15 protein-coding genes are annotated in these 16,980 nt (G+C 65.8%); 5 read left to right on the plus strand and 10 right to left on the minus strand.

Annotation, left to right across the window (positions count from 1 at the left end; genetic code table 11):
- Window positions 1–182: 182 nt before the first annotated feature.
- The gene (locus QRN63_RS07420; RefSeq protein WP_502888100.1) at window positions 183–602 is read left to right on the plus strand and encodes an MmpS family transport accessory protein; all 420 of its coding nucleotides are present in this window, start codon (window positions 183–185) and stop codon (window positions 600–602) included.
- Window positions 599–3,496 (plus strand): MMPL/RND family transporter, encoded by a 2,898-nt coding sequence (locus tag QRN63_RS07425; RefSeq protein WP_285030199.1) that lies wholly within the window; start codon window positions 599–601, stop codon window positions 3,494–3,496. Before QRN63_RS07420 ends, QRN63_RS07425 begins: the two co-directional genes overlap by 4 nt.
- 111 nt (window positions 3,497–3,607) lie before the next feature.
- Here QRN63_RS07425 and QRN63_RS07430 read toward each other — a convergent pair whose 3' ends face one another.
- The 3 genes from QRN63_RS07430 to QRN63_RS07440 are packed head-to-tail and all read right to left on the minus strand — an operon-like array spanning window position 3,608 to window position 7,922.
- On the minus strand, window positions 3,608–4,618 hold the full coding sequence (locus QRN63_RS07430; protein WP_285030201.1) for an SLAC1 family transporter: 1,011 nt from the start codon (window positions 4,616–4,618) through the stop codon (window positions 3,608–3,610).
- 2 nt (window positions 4,619–4,620) lie between these two features.
- Entirely contained in the window at window positions 4,621–7,425 is a 2,805-nt protein-coding gene (locus QRN63_RS07435; protein ID WP_285030202.1) for a helix-turn-helix transcriptional regulator, read from the minus strand.
- A gap of 32 nt (window positions 7,426–7,457) precedes the next feature.
- On the minus strand, window positions 7,458–7,922 hold the full coding sequence (locus QRN63_RS07440) for a hypothetical protein (RefSeq protein ID WP_285030203.1): 465 nt from the start codon (window positions 7,920–7,922) through the stop codon (window positions 7,458–7,460).
- 182 nt (window positions 7,923–8,104) lie between these two features.
- Here QRN63_RS07440 and QRN63_RS07445 point away from each other — a divergent pair, with 182 nt between their 5' ends.
- Genes QRN63_RS07445 through QRN63_RS07455 form a run of 3 tightly spaced genes read left to right on the plus strand, consistent with a single transcriptional unit; the run spans window position 8,105 to window position 10,919 of the window.
- Complete coding sequence (locus tag QRN63_RS07445; protein WP_285030204.1) at window positions 8,105–8,830, plus strand: hypothetical protein; 726 nt, start codon at window positions 8,105–8,107, stop codon at window positions 8,828–8,830.
- A 50-nt stretch (window positions 8,831–8,880) separates the two neighbouring features.
- The gene (locus QRN63_RS07450; RefSeq protein WP_285030205.1) at window positions 8,881–10,110 is read left to right on the plus strand and encodes an acyl-CoA dehydrogenase family protein; all 1,230 of its coding nucleotides are present in this window, start codon (window positions 8,881–8,883) and stop codon (window positions 10,108–10,110) included.
- Complete coding sequence (locus QRN63_RS07455) at window positions 10,110–10,919, plus strand: tyrosine-protein phosphatase (protein ID WP_267320006.1); 810 nt, start codon at window positions 10,110–10,112, stop codon at window positions 10,917–10,919. The genes QRN63_RS07450 and QRN63_RS07455 overlap by 1 nt, the downstream gene beginning before the upstream one ends.
- Here the strand turns inward: QRN63_RS07455 and QRN63_RS07460 are convergent.
- From QRN63_RS07460 to QRN63_RS07490, 7 genes are all read right to left on the minus strand, one after another.
- Window positions 10,916–11,473, minus strand: a complete 558-nt coding sequence (locus tag QRN63_RS07460) for a YceI family protein (protein ID WP_285030206.1) — start codon at window positions 11,471–11,473, stop codon at window positions 10,916–10,918. The two genes, QRN63_RS07455 and QRN63_RS07460, sit on opposite strands and share 4 nt — an antisense overlap.
- Complete coding sequence (locus QRN63_RS07465) at window positions 11,470–11,955, minus strand: DUF456 domain-containing protein (RefSeq protein WP_267320004.1); 486 nt, start codon at window positions 11,953–11,955, stop codon at window positions 11,470–11,472. The genes QRN63_RS07460 and QRN63_RS07465 overlap by 4 nt, the downstream gene beginning before the upstream one ends.
- Window positions 11,956–12,927: an NADPH:quinone oxidoreductase family protein gene (locus tag QRN63_RS07470; protein ID WP_285030207.1), complete on the minus strand. Its 972-nt coding sequence runs from the start codon at window positions 12,925–12,927 to the stop codon at window positions 11,956–11,958.
- A gap of 3 nt (window positions 12,928–12,930) precedes the next feature.
- Complete coding sequence (locus QRN63_RS07475; protein WP_267320002.1) at window positions 12,931–13,794, minus strand: SDR family oxidoreductase; 864 nt, start codon at window positions 13,792–13,794, stop codon at window positions 12,931–12,933.
- Between the two features lie 109 nt (window positions 13,795–13,903).
- Window positions 13,904–15,304: an aldehyde dehydrogenase family protein gene (locus QRN63_RS07480; RefSeq protein ID WP_285030208.1), complete on the minus strand. Its 1,401-nt coding sequence runs from the start codon at window positions 15,302–15,304 to the stop codon at window positions 13,904–13,906.
- Window positions 15,305–15,383: 79 nt separating this feature from the next.
- Window positions 15,384–16,316 (minus strand): class I SAM-dependent methyltransferase, encoded by a 933-nt coding sequence (locus tag QRN63_RS07485; RefSeq protein WP_285030209.1) that lies wholly within the window; start codon window positions 16,314–16,316, stop codon window positions 15,384–15,386.
- A 27-nt stretch (window positions 16,317–16,343) separates the two neighbouring features.
- On the minus strand, window positions 16,344–16,979 hold the full coding sequence (locus tag QRN63_RS07490; RefSeq protein ID WP_267319999.1) for a TetR/AcrR family transcriptional regulator: 636 nt from the start codon (window positions 16,977–16,979) through the stop codon (window positions 16,344–16,346).
- Window position 16,980: the final 1 nt, after the last annotated feature.

Below are 16,980 nucleotides of genomic sequence, written 5' to 3' on the forward strand. Positions count from 1 at the left end.
GGTGGCTAAACATCAATCCCCGGTCGATGGCATGACCCGGCCGCGCCGACCAGGCTCGGAATCGACCAAAATTCAGCGCGCTCACAGCTATCATCGCCATGTTCCGGTGTAGCTGCAGCCCGCACCAGTCGGAGGACGATCGCATGGGCAAGCGAGGCAGGCGACGCAAGGGCGGCGGGCTGATGTCCAAAGTCTGGTTGCCAGCAGTGGTTCTGGTCGTGGTCGCGATCGTGGCCTACGGCGTGAACACGGTCCGCGGTCTCTCGCAGGCAATCACGAGCCCGCCCGACCCTGTCACCATTCCCCCCACAGTGGTGCAGATCAACCCGAAGAACGTCACCTACGAGGTATTCGGAAGTCTCGGCGGCACAGGGAAAGTCACCTACGCCGATCTCAACAGTGAGCCGATCGAGGTGCAGCTCACCTCGCTACCGTGGTCGTACTCCGAGACCACCATGGCCTCCTCCGCATCGCTGAGTCTGGTCGCCCAGGTCCAAGGCGGTTCTGTAGGGTGCCGGATTCTCGTTGACGGGCAGGTCCGCGACAAGCATTCGGTCACCCACGAGAGTGCCGCGGTAGCGTGCACGGTGACCGCCGCATGAGCGCGCCGGTCGCTGATACGCAGCCGATTCCGCCCGGCCCACCGGCTCAGGTCAAACGCCCGCGTCTCGCCAAAATGCTTCGGGTACTTGCTATTCCGATCATCTTGATCTGGCTCGCCATCGCCGTCCTGACGAACGTGCTGGTGCCCTCCCTCGATGACATCACGGCCGCCAACGCCGGCCCGCTGGTCGCCCGCGACGCGCCGTCGGCACAGGCGGCCATCCATATGGGCAACGACTTCAACGAATCCGATTTCACCAGTGTTGCCGTGCTGCTTCTGGAAACCCACGGCCGCAAGCTCGACGAAGGCGATCACCAGTACTACAACGAAGTGGTGCGCCGCCTGCTCGCGGACACCAAACATGTTCAGTCGGTGCAAGATCTGTGGGGAAAGCCTGTCACGATGTCGGGTTCGCAGAGTGGCGACGCCCAAGCCACCACGCTGACCATCCGCCCGACCGGCGACCTCGGATCGTCAAAAGCGAACGAGTCGATCGAGTCGATCCGCGACGTCATCGCGAAAGTGCCGAAACCCAAGGGGCTCAGCACTTACGTCACCGGCCCGGCACCATTGGCCGCGGACACGCTGCACGCCACCGACGCCAGCCTGGTGAAGCTGACCATCGTCACGGTCATCCTGATCCTGATCCTGCTGCTGATCACCTACCGGTCGATCACCCGAGCGATCATTCCGCTAATGGGTGTGCTGACCACCCTCGCCGCGGCCCGCGGCATCATCGCGTTCCTGGTGCAGCAGGGCGTCATCGAGATCTCCTCGTTCGCTTCCAACCTGCTGGTCTCGCTGGTCCTCGGTGCCTCAACGGATTACGCGATCTTCTACATCGGCCGCTACCAGGAAGCGCGCCAAGACGGCGAAGACAAAGAATCGTCGTATTACATCTCGGTGGCCAATGTCCCGCACATCATCCTCGGTTCAGGGACCGCCATCACCGGCGCCACGTTATGCCTGAGCCTGACGCACCTGGACTACTTCCGCACCCTCGGTCCGCCGTGCGCCGTGTCCATGGTTGTCGCCGTCCTCTCGGCACTTACCCTGGGTCCCGCATTGCTCACGGTGGGCAGCAAGATCGGCTGGTTGCAACCGCGGAAGAAACGCGCCAACCCGGTCTGGCGCAAGGTTGGCACGATGATCGCCCGCTGGCCCGTACCGATGATCGCCGTTGCGGCCCTGATCATCCCGTTGTGCATGCTGGGCTGGACCACCTACAACGTGAGCTACAACGACCGTGACTTCGCCCCGGCCAGTGTCGAGGCGAGCACCGGCTACGCGGCGGCCGACAAGCATTTCCCCACGAGTTGGCTCAACAACGACATCGTGTACCTGAAGTCCGACCACGACATGCGCAACACCGCAGACATGATCTCGATGGACCGCGTGGCCAAGGCCATCATTCGCACGCCTGGTGTTGCCATGGTGCAGAGCGTCACCCGACCCAACGGTCGCCCGATCGAGCACGCGTCGCTACCGTTCGCATTCGGCTCGCTCGGTACCAAGCTCGGTGAGAATCTTGGCTTCCTGCGGGACCGCATCAAGGACATCGGCACCCTCGCCGACACGACGGGGAACATTCTGCAATCGACGCAACGGATTCAGGACATCACCAAACAACTCGTCGTCGGGACACACCTGTCGCGGCAATCCGCTGAACAGCTGCGGGCACTCTCCGAGGAAACCCGCGACCACCTGGCCGATTTCGACGATTTCTTCCGCCCCATGCGCAACTACTTCTACTGGGAGCCGCACTGCTACGACATCCCGATCTGCTTCGCGCTGCGCTCGCTGTACGACTCCATCGATACCGTCGACAGCATCACCGACGAGCTCGGCAACACCGTCAAGGGCATCTCCATCATCGACACCGTCACGCCCCAGATCATCCCGCAGATCCAGTCCACCATGACGAACTTGCGGGCCATCCAGTCGCTGACCCTCACACTGCAGAGCACCCTGAATGCCCTTGTCGATCAACTGGATGTCTTCATCAATCCCTTGGTCGACATGGCGCAGTCCTTCGACAACGCCAAGAACGACGACTTCTTCTTCCTGCCGCCCGATGCCCTCAAGACCGCTGATTTCAAGGTCGGGATGGACTTCTTCATGACGCCCGACGGCAAGGGCGCCCGCATGGTCTTCTACCATGACGGCGAGGCCCAGACCCCTGCCGGCATCGAGCAGGTCCGGAACGTGACCGCGTCGGCACAGCAGGCACTGAAGGGTACGTCACTGTCGAACGCAAAGATCTACCTGGCCGGTGCGGCTTCGAATTACCGTGACGTTCAGGACTATTCGTTCAATGACATCATCATCATGATGCTCGCGACCTTCGCCCTGGTGTTCTGCATCGTCCTCGCCATCACCCGCGCTCTGGTCGGTTCGATCCTCGTGCTCATCACCGTGATGCTGTCGTTCGCCGGGGCCTACGGGCTGTCAGTGTTCATCTGGGAGACGTTGCTGCACACCCAATTGCATTGGCTCACACTGCCCATCGCATTCATCGTGCTGGTCGCGGTCGGTTGCGACTACAACCTGCTGATGCTGTCTCGATACCGCGAGGAGCTCGGCGCCGGCATCAAGACCGGGCTGATCCGCACGATGGGCAGCTCCGGCGGCGTGGTGTTCACCGCAGCGTTTGTCTTCGCGTTCACCATGCTGGCCCTGCTGGCCAGCGACGTCGTCAACATCGGTCAAGCCGGTACGACCATCTGCATCGGGCTGATCTTCGACATGGTCGTCGTGCGCTTGTTCCTGGTGATGCCACTGGCCCGGTTGCTAGGGCCGTGGTTCTGGTGGCCGCAACGGATTTCGCGGCAGCCCTCGAGTCGCCCCGAACCGGAACCGGTCACCGGCCCGATTCCCGCTTCCACCTCGTAGGCTGGATCCGGTTGCGGCTCTGGCCGCTTCCACGCTAAGGAGTTCTGCTCGGACCGTTGGCCATGGCTTCGGCGTTCGTCGACAGGATCGCCGCCCGAGCGGGGGCCATCGTTACCTGGGGGCCGCCTGCCCACGGCCGGTGCTCCACGCCATTCGGACAGTGAGCGTGGCCAGCAGCCCGAGGATCGCGGTGGCAGCGGCGAGAACGGCCCAGGCCAGGACGTGGGCTGGGCGGCTGGGAGCGGCGATCACCCAGCGCCCCACCGTGTTTGCACTCGCTGCCACCGGGAAGCAGAACGTCCACGCGGACAGCACAAACGGCCTGCGGAGGTATTGGGGCACGAGGAAGCCCTGAACGAGCGTCATCATCGCCAGGATCGCCGCCAAGCCCGTACCCACCATGGTGATCCGGTTCTCGTTCAGGCCGAACCACGCGATACTGGCGGTCGCAGGTGGGACCATCAACGCCGCCAGAGTTGGAAACCTGGCGTCCGACAGACCTTCTTCGGTCATGAGGCGGTTGACGATCACGGTTCCGAACGTCAACCAGAAGAACAGGCCGAGGGCGAACAATCCTTGTGCAATCGTGTGCCAGCCGCTGGCCTGCAACGAAATACAGCTGATGAACGGCCCCGCGACCACCGGTAGCGCGATTCCGGGATGTATCGCGTGACGGTCGCGCGGGGTGGTGAGCCAGTGCGCCACCATCGCTGCGGTGGCCAGTGCCCATCCTGAGACCAACACAAGGTCGAGCAATCGCACCCCAACCGCGTGTGGGCGCAGTTGGGCCACGATCAACAGCGGGATCACGGGAATGTAGCCCATGGCGAAGCCCTGGTCAGGGTGCCGCAGATCAGCGACGAAAGCGAAAGGATTTGCGCCACCGTGCCTTACGTACATCACGGTGATCGCGAGCCATACTCCGAAACACATCGCCGTCAGAATCACCGCGGGCCAGGTAGGCGCCCCGAAACCGATTGCGGTGCGCCATGCTCCACCCAACCCGCCCAGCCCCAATGCAATCGGGTACCGACGCAGCCAGCGGTCGCGCGCGGACGCCGCGCCCACCAGGACACGGCGCTCACGCGCTGTGGACACAACGGGACGGGTGGCGATCGGCACGGTCAGCGCCCCGCTTGCACCAGCTGGGCCCGCGAGCTGATGCCCAGCTTTCCGAATGCGTTGTGCACGTGTGTCTTCACGGTGTGCAGCGACAGATGCAATTGATCGGCAACCGCGCGATTGGTGGCACCTTGCGCGACCAGCGTGACAACCTTGTGCTCCGAATCGGTGAGACTGTCCCAGCCGGATTTGGCCTTCGGGTGCCGCGTGATGCGACGCTCCACACCCAGCTGTCGCAGTCGGCGGCCTACCCGGCGAGCATCAGCCACGGCACCCAGGCGCGTGTACGTGTCGAAGGCAGCATTGAACCAGTCCAGCGCCTGGTCCGTACGCTCGGCGTCCGCCAGGTTCCGCCCGACGTCCTCAGTTGCGGCAGCGAAGAGCATCGGACGCTGCGAAGAACGCAGCAGATCGGTGGCACGCATCAACATATCGGTATCGGCGTCGAGTAGTCCGCGCGCATGCAGCACCACCGCGGTGAACAACGGCACCTCGTCGCTGGACAGCTTCTCGACGGCACGCAGCACGCCTGCACGGCAGTCGCGCTCACCCGAGGCCGCAGCCACCCGCGCCCGCAGGATCACCTGGTCCAGCGCCTGCGGGGTCAACGGCGCACGTAGCAACTCGACTTCAGGATCGGACCAGCGTGCAGCCTCATCGAGGTCATCGGCGTACCAAGCCGCCATCGCCAACGCGTGCGCCGCCGTTCGGCGCTCCATGGCCGAACCCTCGGCGTAGGCCGAACGAACATGGAACAGCATCTGCTGCAACAATTTTCGATCGTCGGTCCGTAGCGCCACCTCCACCAGAACAGCCGCCCTGAGCACATCCAGCTCGGTGACGTCCGGTTGAGTGGAATCGTGCACATCAGGAATAGGCACCGCCTCGGCCGCGAGGCGCGCCGCATCAAGTTCGCCGGCAGCCAGCTGTGCCATGCCGGCGTAGGTCGACCACACGTCCACTGCCATCGCATTGTGTTCCTGCCGGGCCCGACCGGCACGCGAGGTGATGAGATCGACGGACTCGTCGACATGGCCGACCGCAGCCAGCGCGTTCGCGTAGTGGGCCGCCGACAGCAGGTAGGCCGCCGGCAGCTCACTCGTACGACAGCGCGCGCAGAGCTCTTTCAGCCGGTCCAATGCGGCACCGGCAGCGCCGTCGACGCACTCGAAACACGCCATGGTGACGTTGGCAATCACCTTCGACTCGAGATCGTTGACCGCGTCAGCAGCCGCCAGAGCATCGTCAGCCAACGCCCGATGTCGTCCGTCGGCGTCGTCCAACATCAGGTTGTAGGCCAACAGCGCCAGGTGCCGCGCACGCGTGACGTCATTGACGGCATCGAGCCGCAGTGCCCGCCGGTTTTCTTCCGCCCGGTGCCGGGAGCCGTGGCGGGTGAAGGCCGGTAGCCGCAACCGGATTTCGGCTTCGCTGTCCGCCGTCGCCTCTGCCAGCGCAGTCACAGCCAGCTCTTCGGCATCCTGGTAACGCCGGGCCCGGTTCAACAGCACAACCGTCTCGGCGACCAGGCGACCATGATCGGTGTCGTCCGTAGGTAGCAGCTCCAGTGCCCGCATGCTGAAATCAGCAGCTGCGCTCACGTCGGTGCGAGCCAGCGACTGTGCGGCTCCGCGCAGCGCGGCGGCCGCAGCGCGATCACCCGGTTCGGCACTACGCACCAACGCCTCCGCCACATCCGCGGGCGGGGCACCCATGCTCATCATCAGTGACGCCGACTGACGTTCCATGGCCCGGCGCAATGACTGCGGCAGGCACTCCCGGGTGGCCTCGCGTAGCAAGCGGTGACCGAACCTCAGCTGCTCACCGTCATCGACCAGGAGCCCCGCCCTCGCGGTCTCGGCGAGCGCCGGCAGCAACGACGCAGGCTGCCGTTCCAGCATTGCCGCCAGCAGGCCTGCCGAAAAACGTTCGGGCAGAACGGCAGCCACCCGGACCAGTTCAGACGCATCGGTGGAAAGCACGTCCAACCGTCGCTGCATACAGGCAGTCAGGCGTCCCGGTAAGTCCTGCCCCGTCACCGACGCGGTGCCGCCACCGATCTGAAGCCGGCCCTCTTCCCGGACGCCGCGCAGTATTTCGGTAACCAGGTACGGGTTCCCCCGTGCCTTCGCCGCCATGCCCTCCAGGGATTCGTCCACTCGGGCGCGCACAAGATCGGCGACCATCTCGACAACTGCGCCTCGCGACATGGCCGGCAAATGTAGAAACTCGGCACCAGAGTGGTGCAGCGTCGCCAACGTCTCGTGTACCGGTGGACTACCTGCACCGGTCCGCATGGTCAGAACCCACAGCACCCGAACGTTCGCGAGCGCTGCGGCCAACGACCGCAGCGCCAACAATGTCCTGTTGTCGGCCCAGTGAATGTCCTCCAGGACAACCATCAGCGGGGACCTTTCGGCCGCTTCGGTAATCGCAGCCTGCAGATGCTGCACGACCCAGTAGCCGGCGTCCGCCGATGCGCCCAGCTTGCGCAGCACCTCACCGTTCCCGACCGGACGGCCACCGCTCAGCATGGCGGTGAACATCGGAACGAACGGTAGGTCTTGCTGATGCTCGATGGCCTCGCCGTACAACGTCCGCACACCCCGCCGCTCCGCCAGCGCCGTCATTTCAGCCAGGAGGCGCGACTTGCCCGACCCCACCGGGCCTTCGATGACAAGGGCACCCCCACGGCCTTTCAGCAGCGCATCCAGTTGCGCGAGAGCAGTTTTCATCTCATCCGCTCGACCACGCAGCGGCGGGGTGGCCGTGTTGTTGCCGAGTGAGTGCACGGTTGTCGATGACATTGTCACGGCTACCTCCAGGCTCAGCCCCGCGCTCAGGCGCTCGGCGGCACCGTGAGCCCATTGCGCGTTTCGATACCGCGCACACTGGTGTCAAATGCCTTCCTCAGCTTGCCCTTGGCGACAGTGCCGAGCGCCCACGACAGGGCCTTGCCCTTGACGTTCTTGCCCTCGCGCACGATCTCGAGGTCCACGTGCGTCGTGCCGTCGCCCTGGCGCGTCAGCGTGTACACGTAACCCGAGGCACCGCCGAACACGTTCGAGTCCGTTGTTGTCAGCAGCACGCGGGTGGGATCGGTCCAGTCATAGGTCAGCCGCTCCCAGACACCACCCGAGCCCTCGGTGACGTCGGCTCGGCCTGTCGTGACGTGATGTACCTCGAGATAGGAATCCGCGCTGTTCGGAAAGACCTGTCCGCGGCCCGGCCCAAAGTCGGTGAGCCCCTGGACGAATTGCACCGGAGTGGCCGACGTGGTGGTTTGGAATCGAATATTGGACATTTTCGGGCCTTCCCTGGTGGTCGGATGATCGGCAACCACAGCGTCGACACCCACAACGCTATTCCGGTGTGGCGGCCGGCAGCCGCCCCCCATCAGTCCTGGTACCGGCAGGGACACCTTGCGTGGGACACCGCGCGGACCCGCCCGTGTTGCGCAATATGGAATCCAGCGAAAGGCCGACGATGACAACAGATCTACTGAGCGCAGTACTGGAAGCGCATGGCGGACTGGACCGGTGGCGAAGTTTCAGTGCTGTGGCGGCGACCATTGTCACCGGCGGCAAGCTCTGGGAAATCAAGGGCCAGCCACAGGACCCGGCACCCCGGCGGATGTCCGTTGCGCTGCAACGACAATGGGCTTCGGTACAGCCTTTCGGCGCGCCGGACCAGCGCACCGACTTCACGCCCGCGCGTGTCGCCATCGAGAAGCTCGACGGCCGGGTGGTGGCTGAACAAGTCGCTCCGCGAACGACTTTCGCTGCTCACGTGCTGAGCACGCCATGGAATCCATTGCAGCGGGCGTACTTCAACGGTTACGCGCTGTGGACGTACCTGACGACACCGTTCTTCATGACCCTGCCCGGGATGGTCGTCACCGAAATCGATCCGGTCCTCGATCACGGCGAACGCTGGCGCGGACTACAGGTGCGCTATCCCGCCGGTATCGCCAGCCACAGCCGGCAGGAGGAGTTTTTCTTCGGCAGCGATTTCCTGATCCGGCGCCACGACTATCGCGTCGATATCGCCGGCGGGTTCGCCGCCCAGCACTACGTCAGTGAGATCGTCGAGGTCGACGGCATCATGGTGCCGACGCGGCGCCGGGCCTACCGGTGCGATGCCGCCGGCCGTCCCCTGGCGGACGAACTCATGGTGGCCATCGACATCAGCGACGTCAGCTTTGCTCCCTAGGAGTGGACCGCGCTTCCACATGTCTAACCAAGTGGCTTATCGTGGCGGGCATGGACTTCGCGTTGTCGGCAAAAGCGCAGGATTACCAGCACAGGCTCACCGAGTTCATGACCGAGCTCGTGCTGCCGGCCGAGGCCTCCTACCACGCCTATCGCGAGGAGAAGGGCCCGAAGGACCACACGGTGCCACCGGTCGTCGAGGAACTCAAGATCGAGGCGCGCAAGCGTGGTCTGTGGAATCTGTTCCTACCGTCGGAGTCGGGCCTGACCAACCTGGAGTACGCCCCGCTGGCCGAGATCTCCGGCTGGAGCATGGAGATCGCCCCCGAGGCCATCAACTGCGCCGCCCCCGACACCGGCAACATGGAGACCCTGCACCTGTTCGCCAACGAGCAGCAGCGCAAGCAGTGGCTTGACCCCTTGCTCAATGGTGAAATCCGCAGCGCCTTCGCCATGACCGAACCCGCCGTGGCCTCGTCGGACGCCCGCAACATCGAGACCACGATGCTGCGCGACGGCGGGGACTATGTCATCAACGGCCGCAAGTGGTGGATCACCGGCGCGGCGGACCCGCGCTGCAAGATTCTGATCGTCATGGGCCGCACCAACCCGGACGCGGCCTCACACGCCCAGCAGTCGATGATCCTGGTGCCCGCCGACACCCCCGGTGTGGACATCCAGCGGTCGCTGCCGGTGTTCGGCTGGCAGGACCAGCACGGGCACTGCGAGATCGTCTTCGACAACGTCCGCGTCGCCGCCGAGAACCTGCTGCACGAGGAGGGCTCCGGTTTCGCCATCGCGCAGGCCCGGCTGGGGCCGGGCCGCATCCACCACTGCATGCGTGCCCTCGGCGCCGCCGAGCGTGCCTTGGCCCTGATGATCGACCGGGTGCAGACGCGCGTGGCGTTCGGCAAGCCGCTGGCCGAGCAGGGCGTGGTGCGCGAGTCGATTGCCAAGTCCCGCAACGAGATCGACCAGGCCCGGCTGCTGTGCGAGAAGGCCGCCTGGACCATCGATCAGCAGGGCAACAAGGCCGCCCACGTGCTGGTGTCGCAGATCAAGTCGGTGGCCCCGCAGGTCGCGTGCGACGTGATCGACCGCGCCATCCAGGTGCACGGTGCTGCCGGCATCTGCGATGACGTCCCGCTGGCCCGGCTCTACGGCTGGCATCGCGCGATGCGGCTTTTCGACGGACCCGACGAGGTGCACATGCGCACCATCGCGCGTGCCGAACTCGGCCGCGAGAAGTCGGCGTTGGCGGCCGCGGCGTTGGGCCACTGATGCGGTCCACAGGTCTCGAACTCGCCGGCGCCTGGAACTTCCGCGATGTGGCCGAGGAGACGGACATCGCCCCCGGGCGGCTGTACCGCTCCAGCGAGCTCAGCGGGCTCGTCGAAGACGGCCGTAAAGCGTTGCAGCACTACGGCATCACCGACGTCGCGGATCTCCGGTCGCTGCGCGAGGTCGAGCGCCGCGGTCCCGGCCAGGTGCCCGACGGCGTCGCGATCCACCTGCTGCCGTTCCACGAGCTCGCCGCGGCGGGGACCGATACCGCCGAGGCGCCGCACGAGAACGCCTTCGAGAAGATGATGACCGCGAAGGCCGACGACGAGGATGTCGCGGTCGCCGCCGGTCGCTTCATGGTCGAGGAGTACCGCCACTTCCCCACCCTGCCCGGTGCGCATCTTGCGATACGACAGGTCATTTCGATGCTCGCCGACTCGCGGCCGGTGATCACGCACTGCTTCGCCGGCAAGGACCGCACCGGCTTCACCGTGGCGACGGTGTTGGGCGCCGTCGGCATCGATCGCGACGCGATTCTCACCGATTTCCTGCGGAGCAACGACGCCGTGCCGCAGCTGCGCGAGGGCATCCTCGAGACCATCCGCACCCGGGCCGGGCAGACTGCCGAGGTCGTGACGTTCGCCGAGGCCCGGCTCACCGAAGAGGTGCTCGGCGTCCGCGAGGAGTACCTGAACGCGGCCCTGAGCGTGGTCGACGCCGAGTACGGATCGCTGCCGAATTACCTTGCCGCCATTGGTGTTACCGACGAGCAGCTGGCGCGCTTGCGGAGCGTCCTGCGGGGCTAGCGCCGGACTGCCCGTGGCTCAGTGCCCGTGAGCGTGACCCGAACGTCGTCGGCCACCTTCATCGCGCCCATCAGCATCGAATACTGCTTGATGCGATGGTCGCTGTGCCGTACCACCGCCTCACCATTGATCCGCAGGTCCGCGCCATCCGGCTCCACGCGGACGACGACTGCCTGCCCGTGGCTCTGACCGCCGAGATCCAGGGTCCCGGTGAACCGCCACGAATCGCCGATCCGTTCAGCCGAAGACGCACGGAACACAGCCTGCGGAAATCGCTTGGTCTGCAACGATTTCAGCGCGTTGTTCCGGACCAGCGTCTTTTCCGCGCCGGACAACGGCGTCATCCCGCCCTCGCCTGTCAGTACGTCCAGCGAGTCCAGTTCGACGGTCACCTCGACCGCAATGGGTTCGTCGCCGTCCACGTCCACGGTCGCCAGCCACGAACGCATCGCGATGGTCAACCGGTGTCCCATCCGCGCCGCGCTGCCGGTGACGCCGGTGTGCAGAAGCAACTCACCGGACGATGCGTCGAGGATCCGTTTCTCTGCCGTCAACTCCCGACCACCAATCCCGTCACCCACGCGACGGTCGCCAGCAGCGCGGCCGTCAACTCCACCCCCATGGCCAGCGCGACGCCCTTGATGGCGTGTTTGGTCGACGTCCACGCCCGGCTCGTGTCCCGCAGCGCGGAGTACTCGGACAGGTAGACCCCCAGCACGAAACCGAGAGCCAGGCCCAGCACCGGGATCACGAAAAACCCGATGACGCCGAGGATTCCGCCGACGATGAGGCTGCGGGTGGACACGTCGGCCCGCCGCATGCGGCGCATCGGCCAGAGATATTTGATGACCTCGCCCGCCAGGAACAAGGCCGCCGCGACGCCTAGTACCACCCAGGCCGTCGCGGTGTGGACGGCCACCGCCCACACCGCGATGGCGAGGAACACGAGCAGTCCCCCGGGTAACACCGGCACCACGATGCCGACGAGGCCGATCGCGATCACCAGCGCCACCAGCACTGTTCCCAAGGTGTTCAATTACGGCTCCAGGACAGCCTTGCCGTGAATCTTGCCGTCTGCCAACGCCTGCAGAGCGGCGGCACCGTCGGCCAGCGGAAAGCGTATGGGCTCCGGCGGCCGCAACCCGGCCTCGACCAGTTTCGCCAGGCCGGCCCCGACCTCCGCAGCCGCACCGGGTACCTGGCGGATGAACTCGCCGTACCCGACGCCCACCACGCTAATGTTGCGCAGCAGCAGGCGGTTCACCTTGACCGTCGGGATACCTTGTCCGGCAGCGAAACCCAGCACCAGCAGCCGACCTTCAGGGGCCAACACGCGGATCGCGTCATCGAACGCCTCGCCGCCAACCGGGTCGACCACCAGGTCCACTCCCCGACCGTCGGTCGCCGCCAGCGCGGCCTCGCGCCACCCGTCGGTCAGCGGCAGCACCACGTCGGCACCGACAGCGGCCACGAAATCCATTGCCCCGACCCGGTGCACCATGGCAATGACCTTGGCGCCCATGGCCTTTGCGATCTGGATGGCCGCGACCCCGACACCACCTGCCGAGCCCAGCACCAACACCGTCTCCCCCGCCAGCAACCTGCCACGGCGGGCCAGTGCGAAGTACATGGTGTAGTAGTTGCCCAGCAGGCAGACCGCCGCGGCGTCGTCCAAGCCGTCGGGCGTCGGGAGCACTGAGTCCGGCAGGGCCAGCGCGCGTTCGGCGTAGCCACCCATCATGGTGAAGGCCGAAACCCGCTGGCCGACAACGAAACCAGAGCCCTCAGGCGCCGACCGCACCGTGCCCGCCACCTCCATGCCCGGGGTGAACCCGGGCGGAAGCTTCAGCTGGTACTCGCCGCGAATCAGCAGTAGGTCGGGGAAGCAGACGCCGGCCGCACCGACATCGATGACGACCGCATTGCCCGAGGGGTCTGCGGCGTCATCGATGTCGGTGTAGGCAAGGCCCGACGGGCCGGTCAGCGACTGCGCGACAAGCGCTTTCACCTATCAGCCGAGCGCGAACGACGCGGCCTTGGCGGCCGACAGGTCGGTGATCTCGCCCCACTTGGCGGCCACCTCGTCGACGCTGGGCACGTGGTCGAACGTGACACCGTCGTTCTGGAACAGCGCGGTGCGCTGCACCTTGCCACCGCCGACGATGAAGATCGACCCGGTCTCGGGCAGCTCGTCGCTGCACAGCTGCGCCACGACGGGCGCCACGTACTCCGGCGACAGCTTCGCGAAGACCTCGGGCGGCACGATGTCCTCGGTCATGCGGGTCGCGGCGATCGGTGCGACGGCGTTGAGCTTGATGTTGTACTTGGCGCCTTCCTGGGCCAGCGTGTTGATCAGGCCGACCAGACCCAGCTTGGCGGCGCTGTAGTTGGCCTGACCGAAGTTGCCGAACAGACCGCTGGTGGAGGTGGCGACCACGACGCGGCCGTAGGCGTTCTCGCGGAAGTGCGGCCACGCGGCGCGGATGACGTTGTAGCCGCCGTACAGGTGCACCTTGAGCACGATGTCCCACTGGTCGGCGGTCATCTTGTGGAACGTGCCGTCGCGCAGGATGCCCGCGTTGGACACCACACCGTCGATCTTGCCGAACGCGTCGATCGCGGTCTTGACGATGTTCTCGGCGCCCTCGGCCTCGGCGACGCTGTCGTAGTTGGCGACGGCACGGCCGCCGGCGGCCTTGATCTCCTCGACGACCGTGTCGGCCATGTTGTGGCCGGCGCCGGTGCCGTCGCGCGCGCCGCCGAGGTCGTTGACCACGACACAGGCGCCTTCGCTGGCCAGCGTCAGCGCGTATTCACGACCCAGGCCGCCGCCGGCTCCGGTGACGACGATGACGCGATCCTGCACTCCGGGCATGGGTTTCCTCTCATGGAACAGAAATTGGACAGCCCGCCCCATCTATTTTCGGGTGGGCCACCCCTTGTGTATACGGCGGCCGCTCAGCCGCCGCATCGTTGGGTCGGCTCTAGAAGAACTTGCGCGCGATCTTCCACGCCTTGTCGGTGTACGGCGGGTAGATGAGCTTGCCCAGGTCGGGCCGGGTCGGCTTGGTCATCACCGACTTGGCGTGGCTGAACTCCAGGAAGCCGTAGCGACCGTGGTAGGCGCCCATGCCGGACGGTCCGACGCCGCCGAACGGCAGGCGCGCGGTCGAGACCTGGAAGATCAGGTGGTTGACCAGCATGCCGCCGGCCGGCACCTCACGGATGAACCGCTCGCGGACGGCCTTGGCCTTGGTGAACAGATACGCGGCCAGCGGCTTGGGCCGGGCGTTGACGAACGCGATGGCGTCATCGAGCGAGTCGACGGTGATGACCGGCAGGATGGGCCCGAAGATCTCCTCGGTCATGACCGGCGCGTCGAGCGGCGGGTCGACCACGACGGTCGGCTGCATCGTCAGCCGCGCCGGGTTCGTGCCGCCTCCGGTGACGACGTCCCCGCCGGTACCGAGGTAGCTGCTGAGCCGGTTGAACTGCCGCTCGCTGACGATCGGCAGACCGTCGGCGTCGTCGGCGGTGAACGCCACGACGGCATCGCGGATCTTGGTGACCAACTCGTCGCGAATGGGCTTCTCGGCCACCACATAGTCCGGGGCCACACAAATCTGGCCCGAGTTGACCACCTTGGCGAAGGCGATGCGCTTGGCGGCGACGTCGATGTCGGCGTCGGCCGCGACGATCACCGGGCTCTTGCCGCCGAGCTCCAGCGTGACCGGGGTCAGGTGCTCGGCCGCGGCGGCCATGATCTTCTTACCGATCTCGGTGCCGCCGGTGAACATGATGCGGTCCAGGCCCTGCGCGATCAGCTCCTGGCTGACCAGACCGTCGCCCTCGACCACGGCGACGGCCGAGGTGTCCAGGTACTTTTCGACGAGCTCGACCATCAGCCGCGACGAGGCCGGCGCGAACTCGGAGGGCTTGAGCACCACGGTGTTTCCCGCGGCGATGGCGCCGACGAGCGGGCCGAGGGTGAGGTAGAACGGGAAGTTCCAGGCGCCGATGATCAGCACCGTGCCGTAGGGCTCGTATTCCACCCAGCCACGGCCGGGCAGCTGCGAGCGCTCCAACAGGCGGTAGCGACGTTTCGCCCATTTGTGCAGGTTCTTGGCGGCGTCCTTGGCCTCGGCGATGGTGCCGACGCTGTCGGCGAGCCACGCCTCGAAGGGCTTGCGGCCGAGATCGGCCTCCAGCGCCTTGGCGATGGCAGTCTCGTTCTCTTCCATCGCCTGGGCCAGCGCAAGTAGCTGGCGCTTGCGCCACTGCAGGTCACGGGTGCGCCCGGTGGCGTAAGTCTTACGAAGACCGGCGACGACCGCCGGGATGTCGGCAGCCGCTCGGTCGACGGATACAGCTGATTCAAGGGTCATGGCGGTTCCTTACGTGAGCCAGGCAACACCGAAATCCTAGTCAACCAGCCGGTTGGTTTGGAAGGGTCGACCCGGAGTATCACCCTTTGCGGGCGGTCACGAACGTGGAAAACGCCTTGTCATCGGTGTTGTCGACCTGCACCCAGCGATTCAGCCGGCGCATCTCGTCCTGCGAGGTGACCGAAGTCGACGCCCAGCCATGCGAGTCCAGCCACTCGGCCACGTCGGCGCGGTCGGGGTCCTCGTACATCAAATCCTGCACGTTCATCACCTGCCCCATGCCGAACTGGCCGGCGAGCTTGTCGAACCGGTCCCGCATCCGCTGGCGACGTTCGGCAGCGTGCTCGCCGACCGTCTCGACCGAGATGCGACTACCCGCCGCGCTCAGCGCGGTGATGTTCTCGAAGAGACGGTCCTGCGCCTCTGCCGGCAGGTACATCAGCAGTCCTTCCGCCAGCCAGGCGGTCGGCGCCGAATCGTCGAATCCGGCTTCCCGCAACGCTTTCGGCCAGTCATTGCGCAGGTCGATCGGCAGCTGATGCAGTGCCGCCGCCGGGGACGCGCCGTGCGCCTTCAAAGTCTCGTCCTTGTACTCGAGCACCTTCGGTTGATCGATCTCGAAAACCGTGGTGCCGGCCGGCCAGTCCAATCGGTAGGCCCGTGAATCCAGGCCGGACGCCAGGATCACCACCTGACGGATGCCGGCCGCCACGGCGTCGGCGAAGTAGGCATCGAAGAAATGCGTGCGCACCGCCTGGTAGTTGCCCATGTGCTCGAGCACCGCGGCGACCTCGGGGTCGGCCGCGGCCATCTTGTTGTTGAAGTCGGCGTCCAGAATCGTCTCCCAGACACCCGTGCCGGCGCCGGCCACCAGGATTTTCGCGAACGGATCGCGGATCAGCGCGTCATCGCGCTCGGTTTCCCCGGCCCGCGCGGCAGCCACCATCACCGCCGTCGCGCCCACACTGCTTGCGATATCCCAGGTGTCGTCGTCGGAGCGCTCGCTGCCCATGTACCAGATGTACCAGCTGATGCCCGACTATTCGGTGACCTGCCACAGCTTGTTGGCCAGCAGTAGTTCCAGCCGCTCGATGACGGCGGTCAGCTCCTGGTGGCTGCCGACATATCCGGCGTAGAAACCCATGCCCCACATCACGGCGATGAGCATCTCCACCACAGTGGACACCTCGGTGTCGACGGCCAGCTCACCGCGTTCGATGGCGTCGGCGACGGCCCAGGCCACGAAGTCACGGGAGGCCACGAGCGCGTCGTGCTCCTCCTGGCGCAATTCGGGATGTCGCTGCGCCTCGAGAATCGAGGTCACCAGGAATGCCGCGGCGGACCGGTCCTCGGAGTCGGCCTGGATGGCGGCGACGAAAAACGACGACAGGCGCCGGATGAAGGTGGTCTCTTCCTCGGCCCGGCGCCGGCCCGCAGCGACGACCATGGCATTGGTCTGATCGAGGACCTCGCCGTAGAGCACACGCTTGTTCGCGAAGTAGTGGTTGATCGCTGGGCGCGTCAGATCCGCGCGGATCGCAATGGCTTGGAATGTTGCTGCGTCGTAACCAAGTTCACTGAAAACCTCACGGGCGGCGCGCAGGATGCGCTCGCGAGTTTCGGCCGCCTTCGCCGCGGGAGGGCGACCCGGGCCTCGGGTGGCGATGTACGGCATC

This window comes from Mycolicibacterium sp. lyk4-40-TYG-92 (assembly GCF_030209435.1).
Classification (GTDB): domain Bacteria; phylum Actinomycetota; class Actinomycetes; order Mycobacteriales; family Mycobacteriaceae; genus Mycobacterium.

Coding starts and splice junctions, on each gene's coding strand:
- QRN63_RS07485 (WP_285030209.1), bottom strand. CDS start 16,316: ATGGGCAGCGAGCGCTCCGACGACGACACCTGGGATATCGCAAGCAGT.
- QRN63_RS07480 (WP_285030208.1), bottom strand. CDS start 15,304: ATGACCCTTGAATCAGCTGTATCCGTCGACCGAGCGGCTGCCGACATC.
- QRN63_RS07435 (WP_285030202.1), bottom strand. CDS start 7,425: ATGTCATCGACAACCGTGCACTCACTCGGCAACAACACGGCCACCCCG.
- QRN63_RS07420 (WP_502888100.1), top strand. CDS start 183: ATGTCCAAAGTCTGGTTGCCAGCAGTGGTTCTGGTCGTGGTCGCGATC.
- QRN63_RS07455 (WP_267320006.1), top strand. CDS start 10,110: ATGCGGTCCACAGGTCTCGAACTCGCCGGCGCCTGGAACTTCCGCGAT.
- QRN63_RS07475 (WP_267320002.1), bottom strand. CDS start 13,794: ATGCCCGGAGTGCAGGATCGCGTCATCGTCGTCACCGGAGCCGGCGGC.
- QRN63_RS07445 (WP_285030204.1), top strand. CDS start 8,105: ATGACAACAGATCTACTGAGCGCAGTACTGGAAGCGCATGGCGGACTG.
- QRN63_RS07490 (WP_267319999.1), bottom strand. CDS start 16,979: ATGCCGTACATCGCCACCCGAGGCCCGGGTCGCCCTCCCGCGGCGAAG.
- QRN63_RS07425 (WP_285030199.1), top strand. CDS start 599: ATGAGCGCGCCGGTCGCTGATACGCAGCCGATTCCGCCCGGCCCACCG.
- QRN63_RS07450 (WP_285030205.1), top strand. CDS start 8,881: ATGGACTTCGCGTTGTCGGCAAAAGCGCAGGATTACCAGCACAGGCTC.
- QRN63_RS07440 (WP_285030203.1), bottom strand. CDS start 7,922: ATGTCCAATATTCGATTCCAAACCACCACGTCGGCCACTCCGGTGCAA.